This is a genomic window from Dellaglioa sp. CoH-56-MRSF-11 (assembly GCF_056782135.1).
Genome location: NZ_JBXAYE010000002.1, coordinates 318,066 through 339,736 on the forward strand (window position 1 = coordinate 318,066; position 21,671 = coordinate 339,736).

Here is a 21,671-nt window from a genome sequence, read left to right on the forward strand (position 1 = left end):
AAGTCCCAAAGGCCTTTGACTTTCTATCACACTCAAAATTTAGTAAAGATTACTTCTTATCTTCAGGGTTAACTTCTTCGAAGTCACCATCGACAGTTTCATCTTTAGGGTCTTTAGCCGTGCCTTCAGCACCAGCTTCACCTTGAGCTTCTTGTGCTTGTTGATACAATTTAACAGTTAAGTCTTGAACAATTTTATTCAATTCATCTTTCTTAACTTTCATATCTTCAACATTGTTATCTTCTTGAGCTTTCTTCAAAGCATCACGAGCATCTTCAGCAGATTTAATTTCTTCTTCAGTTACTTTACCTTTTAATTCTTCCAAAGTTTTATCAACTGAGAATAATAATTGATCAACTTCATTCTTCAAATCAACTTCTTCTTTACGTGCCTTATCTGCTTCTTCGTTTTCTTTAGCTTCATTAACCATGCGTTCGATTTCGTCTTCTGCAAGACCACCTGAACTCTTGATTGTAATTTTTTGTTCTTTGTTTGTGCCTAAATCTTTAGCAGAAACGTTAACAATACCATTTTTATCAATATCAAATTTAACTTCAATTTGAGGGATTCCACGAGGTGCAGCAGGAATATCATTTAATTGGAAACGGCCTAATGTTTTATTATCAGTAGCCATTGGACGTTCACCTTGTAAGACATGGATATCAACGGCAGGTTGGTTATCTGCAGCTGTTGAGAACGTTTGTGACTTGCTTGTTGGGATCGTTGTATTACGATCAATTAACTTAGTAAAGACGCTACCCATTGTTTCAATACCCAATGAAAGTGGTGTTACATCAAGTAAAACAACATCCTTAACATCACCAGTAATGACACCACCTTGAATTGCAGCACCAAGTGCAACAGCTTCATCAGGGTTAACTGATTGGTTAGGTTTGTGATCTGTTTCTTTTTCAACTAATGCTTGAACAGCAGGAATACGTGTTGAACCACCAACCAAGATAACTTGATCAATATCAGCATTTGTTAATCCAGCATCTTTTAAAGCATTTTGAACTGGAATACGTGTACGTTCAACTAAGTCTTGTGTAAGATTATCAAATTTTGCACGTGATAATGTTGCTTCTAAATGTAAAGGTCCAGCAGCACCGGCTGTAATAAATGGTAAGCTAATTTGTGCACTAGTAACACCAGATACATCTTTTTTAGCTTTTTCAGCAGCATCTTTAAGACGTTGCATTGCCATTTTATCTTTTGATAAGTCAATACCATTTTCTTTTTTGAAGGTCTCAACTAACCAGTCCATGATTTTTTGATCAAAATCATCTCCACCAAGTTTAGTATCACCGTTTGTTGATAGTACTTCAAAGACACCATCACCTAATTCAAGGATAGAAACATCAAATGTACCACCACCTAAATCGAATACAAGGATTTTTTCATCTTTTTCAGTATTTTCAAGACCATATGCTAAAGCAGCAGCAGTAGGTTCGTTAACAATACGTTCAACTTCTAAACCGGCAATTTTACCAGCATCTTTTGTAGCTTGACGTTGTGAATCGTTAAAGTAAGCAGGAACTGTAATAACAGCTTGTGTTACTGATTCGCCTAAGTAAGCTTCAGAATATTCTTTGATGTATTGTAAAATCATAGCAGAAACTTCTTGTGGTGTGTATGATTTTCCTTGAATATCTACTTTGTAGCCTTCTTCTCCCATGTGACGTTTAATTGATGCAACAGTATCAGGGTTTGTGATTGCTTGGCGTTTAGCAACTTCACCAACTTGAGTTTCGCCATCTTTAAATGAAACAACAGATGGTGTTGTACGATTTCCTTCTGGGTTTGTAATAATTTTTGCTTCTTTACCTTCTAACACAGCAACAGCTGAGTTAGTTGTTCCTAAATCAATTCCTATAATTTTTGCCATAATTTATCTACCTCTTCTTATATTATTATTGAGCGACAACGACCATTGCTGGACGTAACACTCTATCTTTTAATTTATATCCTTTTTGAAGGACTTGAACAATTGTATCTGCTTTTTGATCATCAGAAGCTGGAACTGTTTGAACTGCTTGGTGAACATTTGGATCAAAAGTAACGTCATCAGTTGCAATTTCTATAACGTCATTATTAGTTAATGCTTTTTGTGCATCTTTATAAACTAATTCAATACCTTTTTTAAGTTGTTCGCCACTCTCAGTGTCAACCTCAATTGCCAATGCTCGTTCCAAATTATCGATAACTGGTAGAACATCTTTAGCTAATGATTGCCCGCTATACTTTAAGAGTTGTTCTTGTTCTTTCTTAAAGCGTGTATTCATATTTGCCATTTCGGCTTCTGCTCGTAAATATTTATCTTCCATTGTGTCTAAACTAGCTTGTAACTCAACTAATTTATCTGCATCAGAAGGCTTTTTACTAAATTTTTCTTTTACTTTATCAGTAACAGAACTTTTTTTCTCATTTTGATTAGTTGCTTCACTAGACTGATGTTGCTCTTGTGTAACATCTTCTTCAACTAAATCTTCTTTGGCATCTTTAACCACACACAACACCCCTTTTCTTATTTATCAAATTGTTGATAATAATCTAACAATTTTTTAGCAAGCTCATCACTAAATGCATCTAATAAACCAATCATTTTTGAATATGGCATATTTGTAGGACCCAATAATGCGATAACCCCTTGACCATGGTCACTAACATCATAACTAGCTGATATAAGACTATAGTTATCAAGTAATTGGTTCGTTAATTCCTCACCAATTTTAATTTGAATAGGTTTACCTTGAATTCCAATTAATTCACCAATATTCTTGTTATTTGATGTGTCTACTAAATCATATAATGATTTTAATTCATCCACGTTACTATCGGTAGCAAAATCTAATATATTAGATTTACCGCCAACAAAAACTTGTTCACGTGCTGCCTGCTTTAAAATATTACCAAAAATATCTAAAATACCAGCTGGCCTACGCATATAATTAACCAACATAACTGGGATACTTGTTCTTAACTTCTTAGAAATTTCAGCTAATGACAACCCAATTAATTGGTCATTCAACAACCTTGTTACGGCTTCTAAATCTGATCCGTTAATCGATTTAGGAATACTGAATGTCTGATTCTCAACAACGCCACTACTCATCACAAGAATAGCCATAATTCGATGATTTCCTAATGGTACTAATCGAAAACCTTCGAGACGACTTTCCATTGTTTCAGGTCGTAAAGAAATCGCTGTATAATTTGTTAAGTCCGAAAGAATCTTAGTTGATTCTGCAAATATTTCATCAATCTTTTGAAAATGAACACCAAGAGAATTTTGAATATTCGCTAATTCCGCTGCTGGAACAACGCCGGGTTTAACAATGTGATCAACATAATATCGATAACCTAAAAATGAAGGAATTCTACCAGAAGAAGAATGTGTTTTTTTAATTAACCCATTATTTTCCAATGTCACCATTTCATTTCTGATAGTTGCTGAACTTACATGCATTGGTAAAAAATCAACGACCGATTTAGAACCAACAGGTTGACCAACCTCTGTATATACTCTGACAATTGCTTCTAACACTAACATTTGTCTTTCTGTTAGCATGATCAATCACCTCTTTTTAGCACTTAACACAATGGAGTGCTAAGACAACTATTAATATACTAAATGTTGAGATTATTGTCAAGGAATGCACTCACTTTTTTAAAGAAAATGGCTGACTAAATATATCCTATTTAGTCAGCCATTAAACCAATACTTATATGTGTTGGTCAAAATAAGTATTAGTATTTTTTTTATCTTTATTTAATTGCGTAATTAATCCAGGAATACCTTCAAATTTAACTTCACTTCTCAAATATGCTAACCATTGAACCGTAACAATTTGGCCATAAATCATCTCGTTGAAATCAAATAAATTTATTTCGACCGTTAATTCACGATTTTTTCCAAACGTTACGTTGTAGCCAATAGATGCCATCCCACGATACCAGACATCACCAACCTGAACGCTAGTCACATATATTCCGGGTCCCGGAATTCGAATGTGTTCATTGAATTCTAAATTTAATGTTGGAAAGCCAAGTTCTCTACCTCTAGCTTCACCGTGAACAACTTTACCAAGTGTTTCATATTTATAGCCCAATAACTTATTAACATCGCTAATATGTCCGTTATCAATTTCCATTCTAATTCGAGATGAACTTATCTTTTGATGATTCGTCGCTAATTCAGGCACAGTAATAATTTCAAATTTTTGATTAGCATATAAAGGTAGTGTATCCATATTTGCGATATCTTTTTTACCATACGTATAATCAAATCCTGCAACTACTACCTTTACATGCAATGCAACCATATATTTATCGACAAAATCTTGTGGTTCCATTTTTGCTAAACTATTATTTAGCGTTAAAATATAAAAAATATCAACGCCTAATTGCTTCATTAATAATATTTTTTTTTCCATAGACGTTAAATATTTTACACTTTGTTCGGGTGCTTTTTGAAATTGTACTGACGGATGCTTATCAAATGTCATTACTGCAAGTTTAATATTTTTTTCGTTAGCTTTTTGCTTAGCTTCTTGTATTACTTTTTGATGTCCTAAATGAACACCGTCAAAAAAACCCATAGCAAGTGAAATAGAATCATTACTAATTTCGTTAGGGTTATACGGTTCAGTTAAATAAATAACTTTCATGTTCCAATATCTTCCTTTATCCTAAATCAAACATTGTCTCAGACTGATAACGATTTTTTTCACTATTCAATCTGTATAAACATCTAATTTTATTTTCATAAACTAGAGAAACTGTTGGCTCATTATTAAACGAATCAACTGCTAAAAATCCACCATTTTGGACAATAAGCCACTGTTCAGTTGTTAATTCATACCTTTTAAATGATGTTAGCGCTGTATCAATTGGATATAACAACGATTCTAACGTCCCATTGACTTTAGCCTCATTTAATTGGTCCAGGGTAAACGCCTTATCAATTCTAAAACCGCCGCTTTCCAGTCTAGTCAGGTCGGACATAACTGCAGGTACACCTAATTTTTTACCGAGATCAACAGCTAGCGTCCTAACATAGGTCCCTTTTCCACATGCAACTTCAAAATAAATTTTTTGTCTTTTATTTTCTAAATCATATTCTGTAGCTTTCGTTTGAATAAATGAAGTCACCGTTATTTGTCTTTCTGGACGTTCCACTGTTTCACCTTTACGAGCGTAATCATATAAGCGACGTCCGTTTACTTTAACAGCTGAGAACATTGGTGGAATTTGAATCATTGTACCTGTCATCTGGTTCATAACATCATCAATTTCTTCCGATGTGAAAGGATCTATAATCTCTTTTTCTTCGATTATTTCGCCATCTAAATCTTCAGTTTCTGTAGAGAAACCAAGTGTTATTTCACCCGCATATACTTTGCCAGAATTCATCAAATAGTTTACTGTTTTTGTCGCTTTACCAATACAAATCGGTAGAACACCATCAACATTTGGATCAAGAGTACCTGAATGACCAACTTTTTTGGTTTGAAAAATGCCACGACACTTAAAAACACAATCATGACTGGTCATACCACGTTCTTTGAATAGTGGAATAATTCCGTCCATTGTCTTACCTCCGTTAATATACTTTTAACAGTATATCATAATCAGTAAAACAAGGGATATCGATTCTAATTTTTATAAATATTGAAATTTCTATTTAAGAGATAACTATCTATCATCATTCCTAAATACCTATTTACCAACAGTTTTAGCTACGTTATTATTCACAAAACTTCCCATAAACATCATAATTTTTTATTCTTTCCATAACGTTATCCATTTCTTTTTGTAGTGCAGGCCGATTTTTATATTTCTTTTTCAAACCCTCACAAAGAGATATTGCTACTTCCTCATCTCCAAAGTTATTATACCGTAAAATATAATCGCCAATATTTTGATAGTCTTTTCTATTTTTAGCTTTAACTATTAAATCTTTAACTATGCTTTCAAACATCATGTTAGCTTCTTTGGGATATAGTGGGTAAATATATTTTCCATAATTCATAAATAAATTCAGATTTTTTTTAATTAATTGTAGCAAAATGGTAGCTTCGTTTTCATCTGCTAATATCTGTGCAAGTTGCCAATTATCAAGTGTTTTAGAAATGTTTTTCAGAATATCAGGGTATTCAGCTTTCCAAAATCCATTATCAACTAAAAGCTTTTTTAATTTTTTATAATCGGAATCATTGCCTTTATATAATGCCTGTTTTAAATACTCAATTCTTTTTTGAACTTGATTTGTCTCCTCATAGATAGTATCTAGTCGAGTATACCAAGGTTGTAAATATTGAATATTTTTATCATTATCTGTAATTAATTTTTTTAGTACTAATTTTTCTGCAACTTCATAGTCTTTTCTTGAAACAGCTAACTCAACTTTAAACATTCTAACATCATCAATATCTAAATTATTATTAATAATTTCTTCTGCTTCTTTAATTTTATTTACTTGGAAGAACAATTTAATTTTAAATAATAAATATTTACTTTTCCTATCTTGTTGTGTATATTCATCAAATCTTGTACTAATTTTATCGGCAATTTTCAATACTTTATCCGTATTTTTTGTATTTAGCAAAGGAAGAATGAGACTGAGTAAATCAAAATCACTCACCGCCCATTCATTCCAAAAATTTTTTTTAGCATATCGAATAACATTCGTAACAATTAATTTTTTCTTTTCATCTGCCCCATCTTTAACAGACAGTTTTTCTACATAAATCCGTATTTTAGAAAGTATACTCTCTTGCTCAATCATAAACCCTAATTCTGTATACTCACTGACCTTTACTAATTGTTCTAATAAATCTAATAATATTAACATAGGTGCTTTTAAATAATTTTGACTAAATCTCACGTCACAAATAGAGAGCAGATTATCGACTACTTCACTAATATTGTCGTATCCTCTCCACGAAACATACCCTTGTTTCCTATTTTCATAAATAATTTCTCGAATTCGTTCCTTTGCATCTTCTATTTCTTCTTCTTCATCCAAAAATCCCAAATCAGCTAATATATCATTCTTTATTTCGTATTTATTCTCAGTATATTTTGTTAGTAATCGAATTAATACTTCTTTTGACTGTGAAGTTAATAATTCTTTATATTGCTCTGAATTCAAATTAGTACCTCTTTCTAATATATATTTTGAAAATTAAATTAATTTTTTAAAGGAAATTACCACACTATCTAATGATTGTTGAATAGTGGTATAAGAAAAATTCATAATTCTTCAAATGAATTAGTATTCAACTACACCATATAATCAAAGATATGAGATACCAATACTTACAACTAATTTTACTTGATTACTATTAAAAATAAAAGATATGATTATATTATAAGATAATATCTCCATTGATGAGGAGAAAAAAAGGCCTAATCACTAAGGATTAGGACCTTCATAAAGTTATCCATCAACAACAGTTTAAATAGAGCAACAAACGGTATCAGGATTTTTATTTTAATATTCAGAATCTATCTTTTTAAGTAATTGATCAATTTTATCACCATATTGAACTGACTCATCTCTTACAAAAACCAATTCTGGTGTTTTATAAATTGATAATCTTGATCCAAGTTCACCACGAATTAATCCAGAAGCTTTTTCCAAACCACGTTGTGTTTTTTGTGCATCTGATGCCATATTTGACAATATACTATAGTAAATTGTCGCCTGTTGTAAATCACCAGTTACATTAACTCCCGTAATTGTGACACCTTCAACTCGAGGATCTCTCACTCGTTTTAAAAGAATATCATTAACTTCTTTTTGAATTTCTTGTGATAAACGACCTACACGGTAATGTTGTGTCATTTTATATCCTCCTATAGTTGTTATGAATTATTTAACTGGAACTTCTTCCATAACGTAGGCTTCAATTTGGTCGCCTTCTCTAATGTCATTGTATTTTTCAATCATGACACCACATTCGAAACCTTGTTTAACAATTTTAGCGTCATCTTTAAAGCGTTTCAAGCTTGCTAATTTACCTTCATAAATAACAATACCATCACGAATTAAACGAACGCCGCTATCTCTTTCGATGTAACCTTCAGTGACGTAAGCACCACCAATTGTTCCAACTTTTGTAACTTTATATGTTTCACGAATTTCAACTTGTCCAGTTATTTTTTCTTCAAAGACTGGTTCAAGCATTCCCTTCATAGCCGTTTCAATTTCTTCAATTGCGTTATAAATAACACGATGTAAGCGAATATCAACTTCGTCAGATTGTGCTTGAAGTTTAGCTTGAGGTGTTGGACGAACATTAAATCCTATAATGATAGCATTACTTGCTTCTGCCAAAGTAACATCACTTTCAGTAATTGCACCAGCTGCTTGATGAATGATATTAACTCGAACACCTTCAACATCAATCTTCTTCAAACTTCCTGCAAGAGCTTCAACTGAACCTTGAACATCTGCTTTAATAATAACAGCAACTTCTTTTAATTCGCCTTCTTTAAGTGAATCAAACAAGTTATCAAGTGTTACATGCGTAACATTTCCACGTTCTTTTGTTAAAGCACGTTTAGCACGTTCTTCACCAGCTGCACGAGCAGTTTTTTCATCATCAAAGACAACGAAACGATCGCCAGCACCTGGAACATCATTCAAACCAGTAATTTCTACTGGTGTAGCAGGTTTAGCTTTATTAACTTGACGGCCTTTATCATTTGTCATAGTACGGACACGTCCGAAACTATTACCAACAACAATTGGATCACCAACTTTTAACGTACCTTGTTGAACAAGTAATGAAGCAACTGTTCCACGGCCTTTATCAAGACGAGCTTCAATAACAGATCCAATACCCTTTTGTTTTGGATTTGCTTGTAATTCAAGAACTTCGGCTTCAAGTAAAATCATTTCTAATAATTCATCAAGGTTTGTGCCTGTTTTCGCTGAAATTTCAACGAAAATAGTATCACCACCCCAACTTTCAGGAATTAATTCATATTCAGCCAATTGTTCTGTAACATGAGCAGGATTAGCACCGGGCTTATCCATTTTATTAACAGCAACAATAATAGGTACATTGGCTGCTTTAGAATGATTAATTGCTTCAATTGTTTGAGGCATAACCCCATCATCAGCAGCAACAACTAAAACAGTGATATCAGTAATATCGGCACCACGAGCACGCATATTTGTAAATGCAGCATGTCCAGGTGTATCTAAGAATGTAATTGTTTTATTATCATGTTTTACTTGGTAAGCACCAATATGTTGTGTAATACCACCAGCTTCACCATCAGTAACATGTGTATGACGTAATTTATCAAGTAAGGTTGTCTTACCATGATCAACATGTCCCATGATTGTAACAACTGGTGGTCTTGAAACAAGATTATCTTCATTTTTAATTTCTGCATCAAACATTTTATCAATATCAGCAACATCTACATCGATTTTAGCTTCTGATTTAATACCATATTCTGCTGCTAAAATTTCAATTGTATCTGTATCGAGTGTTTGATTTTGGTTAACCATTACGCCTAACATAAATAATTTTTTAATAATTTCTGCTGGTTCACGATGAATCTTTTTAGCAATTTCAGCAACATTAGTTGCAGCATTGTAATATAAGATTTCTGGTAATGGTTTATCTTTTCTGGGTGATACAGGTGGTTTTGGTGTCGTTGAACGACGGTTTTTCTTATTTCTGTTACGTTTGTTATAAGGATTATTCCCATAACGGTTATTATTATTAAATCTCGAACGTCCTTGCTGATTAGCATTACCATTATTAGCAGTTCTAGCACTTGATTGTGTACTATTTTGAGGACGATTTGCTGGCTTTTCATTTGTTGTCTTTGGTGCAGCGTTAGTTGTTCTTGCTACTGGTTTTGAAGCTACCTGCGATGATTTTTGAGCAACAGGTTTACTATTCGTTGTTTTAGCAGGTTGTGCTGGTTTCTTTGCAACAGGTTTTGCTACTGGTTTTTTCGGTGTTGCATTAGATACAGTTTTTTCAACCATTTTCTTTGCAGCAACTACTTTAGCAGCGCCCTTTTTAAATTTATCGCGAATCTGACGTTCTTCATTATCACCAATAGTTGACATATGATTTTTAACATCAAAACCTTTTGTCGTTGCAAAATCAATAATATCTTTAGTATTTAATTCTAGCTCTTTAGCTAATTCATAAATTCTTTTTTTTCCCATATTTGCATGCTCCTTCTATATATCCATTAAGTCACACATCCTTCTGCTAAAACCTTTATCGGTAATAGCATACACTGTGCGCTGTTGTCCAACGGCCTCACTTAAACTGGCTTTTGAAAATCCAACATATAATTTAACATTATAGCTGTTGCACTTATCTGTTACTTTTTTTAAAGTCGCTTGTCCACAATCTTCAGAAAGAATAACCAATTTAGCTTTATTCTTCCTGACAGCATTCAATACTAGTCCTTCACCAGTCACCAACATACCTGCGCGTCTGGTCAAGCCTAGCATTTGTAAGAATTTTTGACTATTTTTCATCTTTAAATAATTCTCGTCTAGCTACCTGATGGTCAACATATTCGACAAGTTCTTCATAAAATGATTCGTCAATCTTAATACCGAATGCTTTATTGAATGTTCTTTCTTTTTGAGCCTGCTTCGCCACATCTACATCAAGAAAAATATATGCGCCACGCCCTGGTTTCTTACCTGTTGGATCTAAAGATACTTCATTTTCTTTATTCTTAACAACACGAACAAGTTCTTTTTTAGGTTTCATTTCACCCGTAACGATATCTTTACGCATTGGAATTTTACGATTAATCACTTTAATTTGCCTCCAAATCAATTACCGATCAGTTTTAATCGGCTTATTTGTTTGTTTCAGAAACTTCTTTTTCTTCACTACTGTTAACCATATCAGATTCAGATTTAATATCAATTTTAAACGTTGTTAATTTTGCAGCTAATCGTGCATTTTGACCTTTTTTACCAATTGCTAATGACAATTGGTGATCTGGCACAACTACAGTACAAGCATGATCATTTTCTGGATTAAAGACAACATTGACAACTTCTGCAGGATTCAAAGCATTAGCAATGTATTTTGCAGGATCTTCATTCCATTCAACAATATCCATATTTTCGCCTTTTAATTCATTAACAATAGTTTGTACACGTTGTCCTTTAGGACCAACACAAGTACCAACAGCATCGATATCTGGATTATTCGAACGAACAGCTACCTTAGCACGGTCACCTGCTTCACGAGCAATTGATACAATTTCAACTGTTCCGTCATATATTTCAGGAACTTCTTGTTCAAATAATCGTTTTAGCAAGTCAGGATGTGAACGACTAACAAAAACTTGAGGGCCTTTAGCAGCATTCTCAACTTTTGTGATATAAACTTTAATTCGATCATGTGGATTAAAACTTTCACCAGGAATTTGATCAATCTTAGCTAAAACAGCTTCCACTTTACCTAAATTAACATAAATATAACGATTATCATGACGTTCTACTTCACCGCTAACGATTTCATTTTCATATTGAATATATTGATCATAAACAATACTACGTTCAGCTTCACGAACACGTTGCATGATAACTTGTTTAGCAGTTTGTGCAGCAATTCGTCCAAAATCCTTAGGTGTAACTTCAAATCGAATTGAATCGCCAACTTCATATGCTTTATTAATCTCTAAAGCATCTTGCAAACTAACTTCAAGACGTGAATCAAAGACTTCTTCGACTACTTCTTTAACCGCATAAACTGTAATATTACCTTTTTTTGAATCAAACTCTACTTCAACATTTTGTGCTTGATTGTAATGACGCTTGTATGCAGAAACTAATGCTGCTTCAATGGCATCAATAATAACTTCTTTTTTAATACCTTTTTCTTCTTCTAACACTGTAAGTGCACTTAATAGTTCTTTACTCATCTTTAATTTACTCCTTTATAAAAAGCTACTTAAAATTTGATAGCTAAGCGCGCCTTAGCTATTTTTTGACGAGGAATAACGATCGTTCTCTTACGCGTTTTGTCCATATAAACAACTGTTAATTCATCAGCTGTTAATTCCGTTAAGGTACCTTGAAAAATTTTAGCGTTATTAATAGGTTCATATAGTGAAATATTAACGTATTCATTCAAAGCTCTTTCATAATCTTTTTCCTTTTTCAAAGGTCTTTCAGCACCAGGTGATGAAACCTCTAAAAAATAAGCTTGTGGAATTGGATCAGGATTAATCTCATCTAATTTTTCACTTAAAATATCACTAACAGCAACACACTCTTCAATTTTAATGCCTTCAGGTTTATCAATGTAAACTCTTAAAAACCAACTTGGGCCTTCTTTAACAAATTCAATGTCCACCAATTCAATATTCTGTTCATCAACAATTGGTTGAACTAGCTCTGTGACAGTCTCTATAACAGTACTCACACGTTACCCTCCTTACATTTTCCCAATAAAAAGAGTGAGCATCGCTGCTCACTCAAACAAGATATCAAAATACTTTCTTTAATATAGCATAATTTTCTGAAAACATCAACAAACTGCTATGTTCTCACTTTTTAGAAAAAGACATCATCAAAAATAGATAGTTGATTTTCATCTGGTAATGCTTTTAAAACATTATTTTCAGTCATATACTCAATTAATGACTTAGAAACTTTACCACGTTTAGCTAAATCTTCTTTAGATAAAAATGGGCGTTCCTCACGAGCAGCAATAATTTGCTTAGCAACGTTATTACCAAGACCTGGTACAGCTCTAAATGGTGCAATTAACTTATCACCATCAATTATCCAATTTGAATCATCTGATTTATCCAAATCAATCATCCCAAATTGGAAGCCACGTTCAAGCATTTCATTGCTTAATTCAAGGACCGTCAACAAATTTTTCTCTTTTGTTGATGCATCCATCCCTTTATCATTAATATCTTTCATTGCTTTTTTCACTGCTTCTTTACCATGCGACATTGCGACTAAATCAAAATCATCTGCTCTAACACTGAAATAAGCACAGTAATATAACATTGGAAAATAAACTTTATAGTATGCAATTCGTAAGGCCATCAAAATATACGCAGCAGCATGTGCCTTAGGGAACATATACTTGATTTTTAAACATGCTCCGATATACCAATCTGGAATTTTTGCTGCTTTCATCTCAGTTTGATAATCATCTGAGATACCTTTTCCTTTTCGAACACCTTCCATAATATTAAAAGCGCTACCAGCTTCCATACCCATATGAATAAGCCCCATCATGATATCATCACGACAGCCAATAACTTCCGGCATCGTGATTGTTCCATTAGAAATAAGTTCTTCAGCGTTTCCCAACCACACATCTGTACCATGTGATAGACCAGAAATTTTTAATAGTTCAGCAAATGTTTTAGGTTTTGTTTCTTCTAGCATCCCTCGAACAAATCTCGTTCCGAATTCCGGAATACCTAATGTACCTGTTTTTGAGAAAATTTCGTCGCTAGTAACACCAAGTACTTCAGGCCCTTGGAATATTTGCATAACGCCCTTATCATCCGTAGGGATTGTTTTTGGGTCAACTCCTGATAAATCTTGTAACATTCTAATCATGGTTGGATCATCATGACCCAAAATATCTAATTTCAAGATATTATCGTGGATAGAATGGAAATCAAAATGGGTTGTTTTCCATTCGGAAGTTGAGTCATCTGCTGGATACTGGATAGGTGAAAAATCATAAACATCCATATAGTTAGGGACAACTAAGATACCACCAGGATGTTGACCGGTCGTCCGTTTAACGCCAGTTGACCCCTTAGCAAGTCGATCTATCTCCGCATTTCTAAACGTTGCTCCAGTATCACGTTCATAACCCTTAACATAACCATAAGCCGTTTTATCTGCAACAGTACCAATTGTTCCTGCACGGAAAACATAATCTTCCCCAAATAAAACTTTCGTATAATTATGCGCAATTGCTTGATAATCACCCGAAAAATTCAAATCAATATCAGGAACTTTATCACCATAAAATCCAAGAAAAGTTTCAAATGGAATATCATGTCCATCTTTATCTAATGGTGTACCACATTTGGGACAGTCTTGGTCTGGTAAATCAAATCCAGACCCATATTCACCTTTTTCATAAAAATGTGTATATTTACATTTAGGGCATCGATAATGAGGTGGTAATGGATTAATTTCTGTTATTCCAGTCATTGTTGCAACAAGACTTGACCCAACAGATCCACGGGACCCTACTAAATAACCATCTTTGTTAGATTTATGAACTAATTTTTGTGAAATTAAATAAATAACTGAAAATTCATTATCAATGATACTTGTCAATTCTTTATCAAGACGTTTAACCACAGTTTCAGGTAACTCTTCTCCATAAAGTTCATGAGCGCGATTATAGGTTAATTGTTTAATTTCTTCTTCAGAGCCATCAATTTTCGGTGCATATAATCGATCTTTAACTGGAGAAATGTCATCATCAATCATATTAGCGATTAAATTCGTATTTGTAACAACGATTTCTTTAGCAACATCCGCACCTAAAAATTGGAATCCTTCCAACATTTCATTCGTTGTTCTAAAATGTGCATCAGGTAAAATAGAACGATTTAACGGATTAGCACCACCCATTGAATTAACAAGAATTTTACGATAAATACTATCTTCAGGGTTCATATAATGAACATCTCCAGTCGCAACAACCGGCTTATCCATTTCGTGTCCTAAATCAACCATATTTTGTAAAATTTCCTCTAAATTTTGATTATCCTTAATTAATTCTTGATGGATTAGAGGTTCATATAATGCTTTAGGCTGAATTTCTAAGTAATCATAAAACTTAGCCTTTTCTTTAGCCTCTTCCATCCCTTTTTGCATCATTGCTGTAAATACTTCACCTGAGTCACACGCTGAACCAACGATAATACCTTCACGATATTTATTTAACTCACTTCGAGGGATGCGGGGCATCCGATAAAAATAATCTATCATCGAAGTTGAAACTAATTTAAACATATTTTTAAGTCCGGCTTGAGTTGTCGCAAGTAACGTAACATGGAATGGACGTGCTTGTTTGTAAGCATCATGCTCACCCATATGATCATTCAATTGAACATGTGACGTTATTTCAAATCGTTCCTTAGCATCTTTAATAAAGATATTACACAAAAGACCAGTTGTCTCAGCATCATAAATAGCGCGATGATGATGTTCCAAGTTAACATTGAATTTTTTGGAAAGTGTATTTAATCTAAACCCTTTTAATTCGGGATGTAAAAATCTTGCTAACGTTAACGTATCAATGATTGGATTTTGCATAGGTTCCATGCCATGACGTTCATATCCAGTATTCATAAAGCCAATATCAAAACTAGCATTATGGGCAACTAGAATACTACCTTCTGAAAATTCTCTAAATAATTTAAAAACTTCTTCTTCAGATTTTGATCCATGAACCATTTCATCCGTAATTGAGGTTAAATTAGTTGTTGTTTCAGATAAATGATGTCCTGGATCAATAAATTCATCAAATTCTTCAATGACATTTCCCTTTGTCATTTTAACAGCAGCTAATTCAATAACTTTATCAAATCGAGCAGATAAACCCGTTGTTTCCGTATCAAAAGTAACATAAGTGGCTTCTTCTAGATTTACATCCTTATCATTAAAAGCAATTGGAATACCATCATCAACAACGTTAGCCTCAACACCGTACAAAATTTTAATATTATTTTTCTTTCCAGCAGAATGAGCCTCAGGAAAACTTTGTAAGGTAGAATGATCCGTAATCGCAATTGCTTTTTGTCCCCATTTACTGGCTTGCTGTACATAATCCGTAATTGAATTTGTGGCATCCATTTGACTCATATTTGAGTGTAAATGTAATTCAACACGTCGTTCATCATCTGGAGCTGTTTCTTGACGGCTTGGGTGGTCGACTTGATTAATATCGTAAGCATTCACCACTAGATCTCGCATAAAATTATCTTCTTGTACTGCACCACGAACTCTGACCCATTCTTTTTCTTGAATAGCAGCAAACATCGCTTCGTCTTCTTCATTACGAGAGAATTTTTTTACGGTCATGGATGAACTATAATCCGTCATTTTAATGATCATTAATTGTCTTTCAGACTTAAGCGTCCGGATTTCCTTAGAGAAAATATATCCCTCAATAATAACCGAGCGTTCCTCTTCAATGATTTCAACCATCCGTTTTGCAGGCTCTTTTGTACTAATCTTTTTACCCATTTGAACAGGTCCATTAATTACAGTTTGAGAATCAGTCTTTTTCTTTTCATTTTGTTTCTGAATAGTTTCTGTTGCCTTCTGCATCATTATGGCATCTTGAGATTCTTTTCGCTGTCTAATTTCTTCTATTTTTTCTTGTGATTTTGATTCATCTAATAATGTATTAATATTTATCTGTGGAAATCCGACCATTTGATACGCAGTTTCAATTGGTCCTAATGCTTGACCTGTTAAGAACGTTTTTACAATTTCATTTTCAGCCATTAACATCACTCGTCTATCATCAAGATAAGGGACGTTCCCATGAAAAAGTTCTTGTACTAGCGAAGAATTAGCTTCACTATTTTTAACTGCCCATGTCCAATAATCGCCTAAAAGTTGGTTTGTTAATTCTGGTTGCTCAACTTGAACAGTTATTTTTGTTTTTGCAATATCTTTAAATGTAATTGCAATTTTATTTTCTAAGTCACTAAATAATGAAAATGGCAAAATTTTAGGGGCAACTAGCTTGAATTCCCATAGTTTTGACTTTTCATGAACAGTTACGGTTGAAATTTCAATTAAATCCAATATTTCACTATCTTGTTGGTCACTTGATTGAAAATTAATTTGTTCTAATAGTTTATTGAATAATTCTTTATTATTAAGCGACAAATGATTGACTCCTTTTCTAAAAATGAAAAAGAGACTGAGTCAAAATTTTCTTTTGAACTCAATCTTCTTTAACTAGTTTTGATTTTCTTCTTTTAATAAAATTGAGATAGAGCTCTCTAATTCGTCTTTCGTTACTTCAATCGTTTCACCATTTCTACGTAACTTCACTTCAACGATACCATCAGCAGCTTTCTTACCAACTGTAATTCGAACAGGTAATCCAATTAAATCTGAATCAGCAAATTTAACACCTGCACGTTCTTTACGATCATCAAGCAATACTTTGTAACCATTTTCAGTCATTTTTTTGTCAATTTCATTAGCTAGAGCCATTTGTTCATCATTTTTAGCATTAATTGGAATTACATGAACATCGTATGGTGCAATACTTCTAGGCCATACTAAACCATTTTCATCAGCTTGTTGCTCTGCAATGGCTGCAAGTAAACGACTAACGCCGATTCCATAACAACCTAATATCACAGGTTTTTCGCGGCCATTATCATCTAAGATATTAGCGCCCAATGCCTCAGAATATCGTGTTCCAATTTTGAAGATATGACCAATTTCAATCCCCTTAGTAAATTTCAATTCGCCTTCCCCTTCAGGTGAAGTTTCACCTTCTTGAGCCAAACGTAAATCTACAAATTTATCTACTCGGTAATCACGATCAATATTTGCGTTAAATAAATGAGAACCAGTCGTATTTGCACCAACGACCGCATTTATCATTCCCTTAATTCCTTCGTCGGCAACAATTGTTACGTCTTCTGTAACACCAACAGGTCCAAGTGAACCAAACTCTGCACCCAACACTTCAGTAACATCTGAATCAGTTGCCATACGTAAAAAATCAGCGCCTAATGTGTTTTTTAATTTAATTTCATTCAAAATATCATTTCCGCGCATTAAAACCATCACTGGTTTTTCATCAGCCATAAATAATAATGATTTTATTAAATTTTCACTTGCTGTATCAATAAATTTAGCCAACTCATCAATTGTTTTAATATTTGGTGTTTCAATTTTTTCAATATCTTTAATCGCTTCATGTGAATTCTTATATGTTTTCAAACTTTTTGCCATTTCTAAATTAGCTGCATAATCGCTCTTATCAGAATAAACGATTGTATCTTCACCAATATCAGAAATTGCCATAAATTCTTTTGAATCATTACCGCCCATTGCACCTGCATCACCAATAATACTTCTAAAATTAAGACCACAGCGTTCAAAAATATTTTGATATGCACGATTCATTTTTTGATAAGTATCATTTAAACTTTCTTCATCCGCATGGAATGAATAAGCATCTTTCATTAAAAATTCACGGCCTCTTAATATACCAAAACGAGGTCTATTTTCATCACGATATTTTTGTTGTATTTGGAACATTGTCAGTGGTAATTTTTTATATGATTTGATTTCATCACGAATTAAAGAAGTAAATGTTTCTTCATGAGTTGGTCCTAAAATAAATTTTCTATCATGTCGATCTTTTAATTTAAAAAGTGTATCACCATAGGTTTCATAACGACCTGTTTCTTCCCATAATTCAGCAGGAATAACGGCAGGTACAAGCATTTCAACCGCTCCAATTGCTTCCATTTCTTCGCGAATAATTGTTTCAATTTTTCTAATAACGGAGAAAGCTAATGGTAAATAACTGTACATTCCGGCTGAAACTTGTCGAATATATCCAGCTCGTAACATCATTTGATGACTGATAACCTCAGCATCGCTTGGAACTTCCTTCATTGTTGGTATTAATAATTGTGATTGTTTCATACTATTTTATTCTCCTTTTTCATTTAAAAGAAATAACGCTGAATATCATTCCATGTGACTAATATCATCAATATCATTAAAAATGCAAATCCAACTAATGTAATAACACCTTCTTTTTCAGGTGAAATTGGTTTGCCACGAATTCCTTCGATAATATTTAGTACTAATTTTCCACCATCTAAAGCTGGAATTGGTAATAAATTCACAATTCCTAAGTTAATTGATAAGAATGCAAGCAATGACACAACACTCGCCAACCCATAACTTGCTGCATTTGAAGTCACTGCATAAATTGCAACCGGACCACCAAAATCATTTAAGCTGACACCTTTAGTAAACATCCCTACTAATACAGCCACAATACTAGCCACGACACTCCATGATTGCGTAAACCCATAAGTAATTTTATTGATAAATGAGTGATCCATTTTAACTGTAATACCAATTTTACCGATCTTTGTTGAGTCTGTTTTACTTGATTCAGGTGTAATAACGATTGATTCTGTTTTACCGTTCCTTATTACTTTTAAGTCAGTTTTTTTATCAGGACGACTGCTAATCGCTGTCGTTAATTCAGTCCAGTTTGTTGTCTTTTTATCAGATACAGCTACAATTTTATCATTTGCTTTTAACCCCGCCCTTTGAGCCGCAGAATTCTCTTGAATTGTACCAATTTGATTCAAATTGGTTGCAACGCCACCTTGCATAAAAGCAAGTAGTATAAATGCAACAATAGCTAATAAAAAGTTATTCATCGGTCCAGCAAAATTCGTTAAAATTCGATTCCAAAGCGTAGCTGATTGAAATTGAACATCTTCAGGAGCGATTTGAATTTCTGTGCCATCTTTTTCAATTATTAACGCATCATGATCAACATTATATTTTTTTACTATCTCTTCATTACCATTTTCATATCCTGTAATCCAGAGTTCTTTTTGCAAATCACTATCTAGGTATTCGATTGGGATACCATTATACAGCGTTGTTTTTTTACTCGTATTAATCTTTGTAACCTTATTATTACTATCCAGTATTAAACTCATAGGCATACCAGGTTTTAAATCTTCATCTTCATCATCAGCGATTCCCGCCATTCTAACATATCCACCAAGAGGTAATATTCTTAAAGTGTACGTTGTACTACCTCTATGGAATGAAAGTATTTTTGGCCCCATACCAATTGAAAATTCACGAACTAAAATTCCAGCACGTTTTGCAAAATAGTAATGACCAAATTCATGAATCACAACTAAAATTCCAAAAACGATAATAAATGTAATAATCGTTTTAATCATGTGAATCCTCCCCCTTTAATTTATTACATTAACCCAAATAAATGCATAATTGGCCATACAAATATTAAACTATCAAATCGATCTAAAATACCACCATGTCCAGGTAGAATACGTCCAGAATCTTTTACACCATAGAAACGTTTAAACGCGGACTCAACTAAATCACCGCATTGTCCAAATACCGAAAGGATTAACGTAATCAAAATCATTATAGGAAAAGAATGATTTTGTGGGAAGAAGTAAATAAAGATACTTCCTAACAGTGTAGCCATTAATGTTCCACCAATTGAACCTTCCCATGTTTTATTTGGACTAATATGTGGTGCTAATTTATTTTTACCAAACTTACGTCCAAACATGTAAGCACCTGTATCTGTTGTCCAGATAACAATTAAAATATATGCTAATGTCATTAATCCGTTAAAATCGTTGCCTCTTGCCGCAATAAAATAATGAAATCCCATCCCGACATATAAAGAACTTAAGACAAAAACACCAGCATCATCAAATGAAAAACGATTTTTTGAAGTAACCATATACATTAATAGAAGTGCAACAAGAAAATAAAATACATTTACAGAAGAAATGTGAGCTGGTAAAAATTTAAACCACTTATCTGGTGCAATCACAGTTATTGTCATTAAGATACCAAAAGTAGCCTCTGGTGATATCAATAATTTTTTCTTCATTACAAATACTTCCGAAATACCAATGCATCCTAAAATTAAAGCAAATATCTGCAATGGTAGTCCACCAATAATAACCAATGGTATGAAAATACAGAGAGCCACAATTGCCGTAATTACGCGCTGTCTCATAAAAATTCTCCTATTCTTTTATACCACCGAAACGGCGGTCTCTTTTTTGATAATTTAGTATTGCATCTTTTAATGCATCTTCAGAAAAATCAGGCCATAATGTATCAGTAAACACTAATTCACTATAAGCAATTTGCCATAATAAGAAATTAGATATTCTTTCTTCACCACTAGTTCTGATTAGTAATTCCGGATCATTATAAGGTGCTAAATTACTAGTCATTAAATACTGGTCAATTGTTTTATCTGTTATCTCTTCAACGCTTAGTTTACCATTAGAGGTATCAGTTGCAATATTTTTGATAGCCGTCACAATCTCTGCTCGCCCACCATAATTTAATGCAAAATTAAGAACCATCCCTGTATTATCTTTAGTATCTTCCACTGCATTTTGAACAGCTAATTTTGTTTCATTTGGAAGCTGATCAATGTAGCCCATAACATTAACTTTTACATTCTTTTCAATTAATTCTGGTACAAACTTATCAAAAAAAGTACCCGGTAAACTCATCAGGTAATTAACTTCTGTTTCGGGCCGTTTCCAATTTTCAGTAGAAAATGCGTAAAGTGTTAAAACTTTAATCCCTAAATCACTTGCAGCCATAGTTACTGTTTTTACAGTATCCATACCGGTTTTATGTCCCGCAATTCTAGGTAAATGCCTTTTTTTTGCCCAACGTCCATTACCATCCATTATAACAGCAACATGTTTAGGAATTCTTTCCATATCCAATTGGATTAATTCATTTGTTTTATTTTTTTTAAAATTAAAAGCCATATTGTACCTCCAAGAATAGTTACATGTTCTATTGTAGCAAAAAAACAGGCACAAAACGACGCCTGTCTTAAAATAAAGCT

17 protein-coding genes are annotated in these 21,671 nt (G+C 33.3%); all 17 read right to left on the reverse strand.

What is annotated here, in order from left to right:
* Positions 1-49: 49 nt before the first annotated feature.
* A complete protein-coding gene (gene dnaK, locus AC1RPT_RS03475) occupies positions 50-1,885 on the reverse strand; it encodes a molecular chaperone DnaK (RefSeq protein WP_481761376.1) in 1,836 nt (611 codons plus the stop codon).
* Positions 1,886-1,910: 25 nt separating this feature from the next.
* Positions 1,911-2,507: a nucleotide exchange factor GrpE gene (grpE, locus tag AC1RPT_RS03480; protein ID WP_481761377.1), complete on the reverse strand. Its 597-nt coding sequence runs from the start codon at positions 2,505-2,507 to the stop codon at positions 1,911-1,913.
* Positions 2,508-2,524: 17 nt separating this feature from the next.
* Positions 2,525-3,568 carry a heat-inducible transcriptional repressor HrcA gene (hrcA, locus tag AC1RPT_RS03485; RefSeq protein ID WP_409022460.1) on the reverse strand — a complete coding sequence of 348 codons (1,044 nt, stop codon included), beginning with the start codon at positions 3,566-3,568 and terminating at the stop codon, positions 2,525-2,527.
* 154 nt (positions 3,569-3,722) lie between these two features.
* Positions 3,723-4,667 (reverse strand): riboflavin biosynthesis protein RibF, encoded by a 945-nt coding sequence (gene ribF, locus AC1RPT_RS03490; RefSeq protein ID WP_481761378.1) that lies wholly within the window; start codon positions 4,665-4,667, stop codon positions 3,723-3,725.
* A 16-nt stretch (positions 4,668-4,683) separates the two neighbouring features.
* Positions 4,684-5,589: a tRNA pseudouridine(55) synthase TruB gene (gene truB, locus AC1RPT_RS03495; RefSeq protein ID WP_481761379.1), complete on the reverse strand. Its 906-nt coding sequence runs from the start codon at positions 5,587-5,589 to the stop codon at positions 4,684-4,686.
* A 157-nt stretch (positions 5,590-5,746) separates the two neighbouring features.
* Positions 5,747-7,153: a tetratricopeptide repeat protein gene (locus AC1RPT_RS03500; RefSeq protein ID WP_481761380.1), complete on the reverse strand. Its 1,407-nt coding sequence runs from the start codon at positions 7,151-7,153 to the stop codon at positions 5,747-5,749.
* Positions 7,154-7,495: 342 nt separating this feature from the next.
* The gene (gene rbfA / locus AC1RPT_RS03505) at positions 7,496-7,849 is read right to left on the reverse strand and encodes a 30S ribosome-binding factor RbfA (RefSeq protein ID WP_409022457.1); all 354 of its coding nucleotides are present in this window, start codon (positions 7,847-7,849) and stop codon (positions 7,496-7,498) included.
* Between the two features lie 27 nt (positions 7,850-7,876).
* A complete protein-coding gene (gene infB, locus AC1RPT_RS03510) occupies positions 7,877-10,204 on the reverse strand; it encodes a translation initiation factor IF-2 (RefSeq protein WP_481761381.1) in 2,328 nt (775 codons plus the stop codon).
* Positions 10,205-10,219: 15 nt separating this feature from the next.
* Positions 10,220-10,525, reverse strand: a complete 306-nt coding sequence (locus AC1RPT_RS03515) for a L7Ae/L30e/S12e/Gadd45 family ribosomal protein (RefSeq protein ID WP_409022455.1) — start codon at positions 10,523-10,525, stop codon at positions 10,220-10,222.
* Complete coding sequence (gene rnpM, locus AC1RPT_RS03520) at positions 10,515-10,814, reverse strand: RNase P modulator RnpM (protein WP_409022454.1); 300 nt, start codon at positions 10,812-10,814, stop codon at positions 10,515-10,517. Before rnpM ends, AC1RPT_RS03515 begins: the two co-directional genes overlap by 11 nt.
* Before the next feature lie 43 nt (positions 10,815-10,857).
* On the reverse strand, positions 10,858-11,934 hold the full coding sequence (nusA, locus tag AC1RPT_RS03525) for a transcription termination factor NusA (protein WP_409022453.1): 1,077 nt from the start codon (positions 11,932-11,934) through the stop codon (positions 10,858-10,860).
* Positions 11,935-11,963: 29 nt separating this feature from the next.
* On the reverse strand, positions 11,964-12,437 hold the full coding sequence (gene rimP, locus AC1RPT_RS03530; RefSeq protein WP_409022452.1) for a ribosome maturation factor RimP: 474 nt from the start codon (positions 12,435-12,437) through the stop codon (positions 11,964-11,966).
* A 131-nt stretch (positions 12,438-12,568) separates the two neighbouring features.
* Positions 12,569-16,912 carry a PolC-type DNA polymerase III gene (locus tag AC1RPT_RS03535; RefSeq protein WP_481761382.1) on the reverse strand — a complete coding sequence of 1,448 codons (4,344 nt, stop codon included), beginning with the start codon at positions 16,910-16,912 and terminating at the stop codon, positions 12,569-12,571.
* A 72-nt stretch (positions 16,913-16,984) separates the two neighbouring features.
* A complete protein-coding gene (locus AC1RPT_RS03540; protein ID WP_481761383.1) occupies positions 16,985-18,700 on the reverse strand; it encodes a proline--tRNA ligase in 1,716 nt (571 codons plus the stop codon).
* Positions 18,701-18,723: 23 nt separating this feature from the next.
* Entirely contained in the window at positions 18,724-19,995 is a 1,272-nt protein-coding gene (gene rseP, locus AC1RPT_RS03545) for an RIP metalloprotease RseP (RefSeq protein WP_481761384.1), read from the reverse strand.
* Between the two features lie 23 nt (positions 19,996-20,018).
* Positions 20,019-20,813, reverse strand: a complete 795-nt coding sequence (locus AC1RPT_RS03550) for a phosphatidate cytidylyltransferase (protein ID WP_409022448.1) — start codon at positions 20,811-20,813, stop codon at positions 20,019-20,021.
* A gap of 10 nt (positions 20,814-20,823) precedes the next feature.
* The gene (locus AC1RPT_RS03555) at positions 20,824-21,591 is read right to left on the reverse strand and encodes an isoprenyl transferase (protein ID WP_481761385.1); all 768 of its coding nucleotides are present in this window, start codon (positions 21,589-21,591) and stop codon (positions 20,824-20,826) included.
* Positions 21,592-21,671 lie beyond the last annotated feature (80 nt).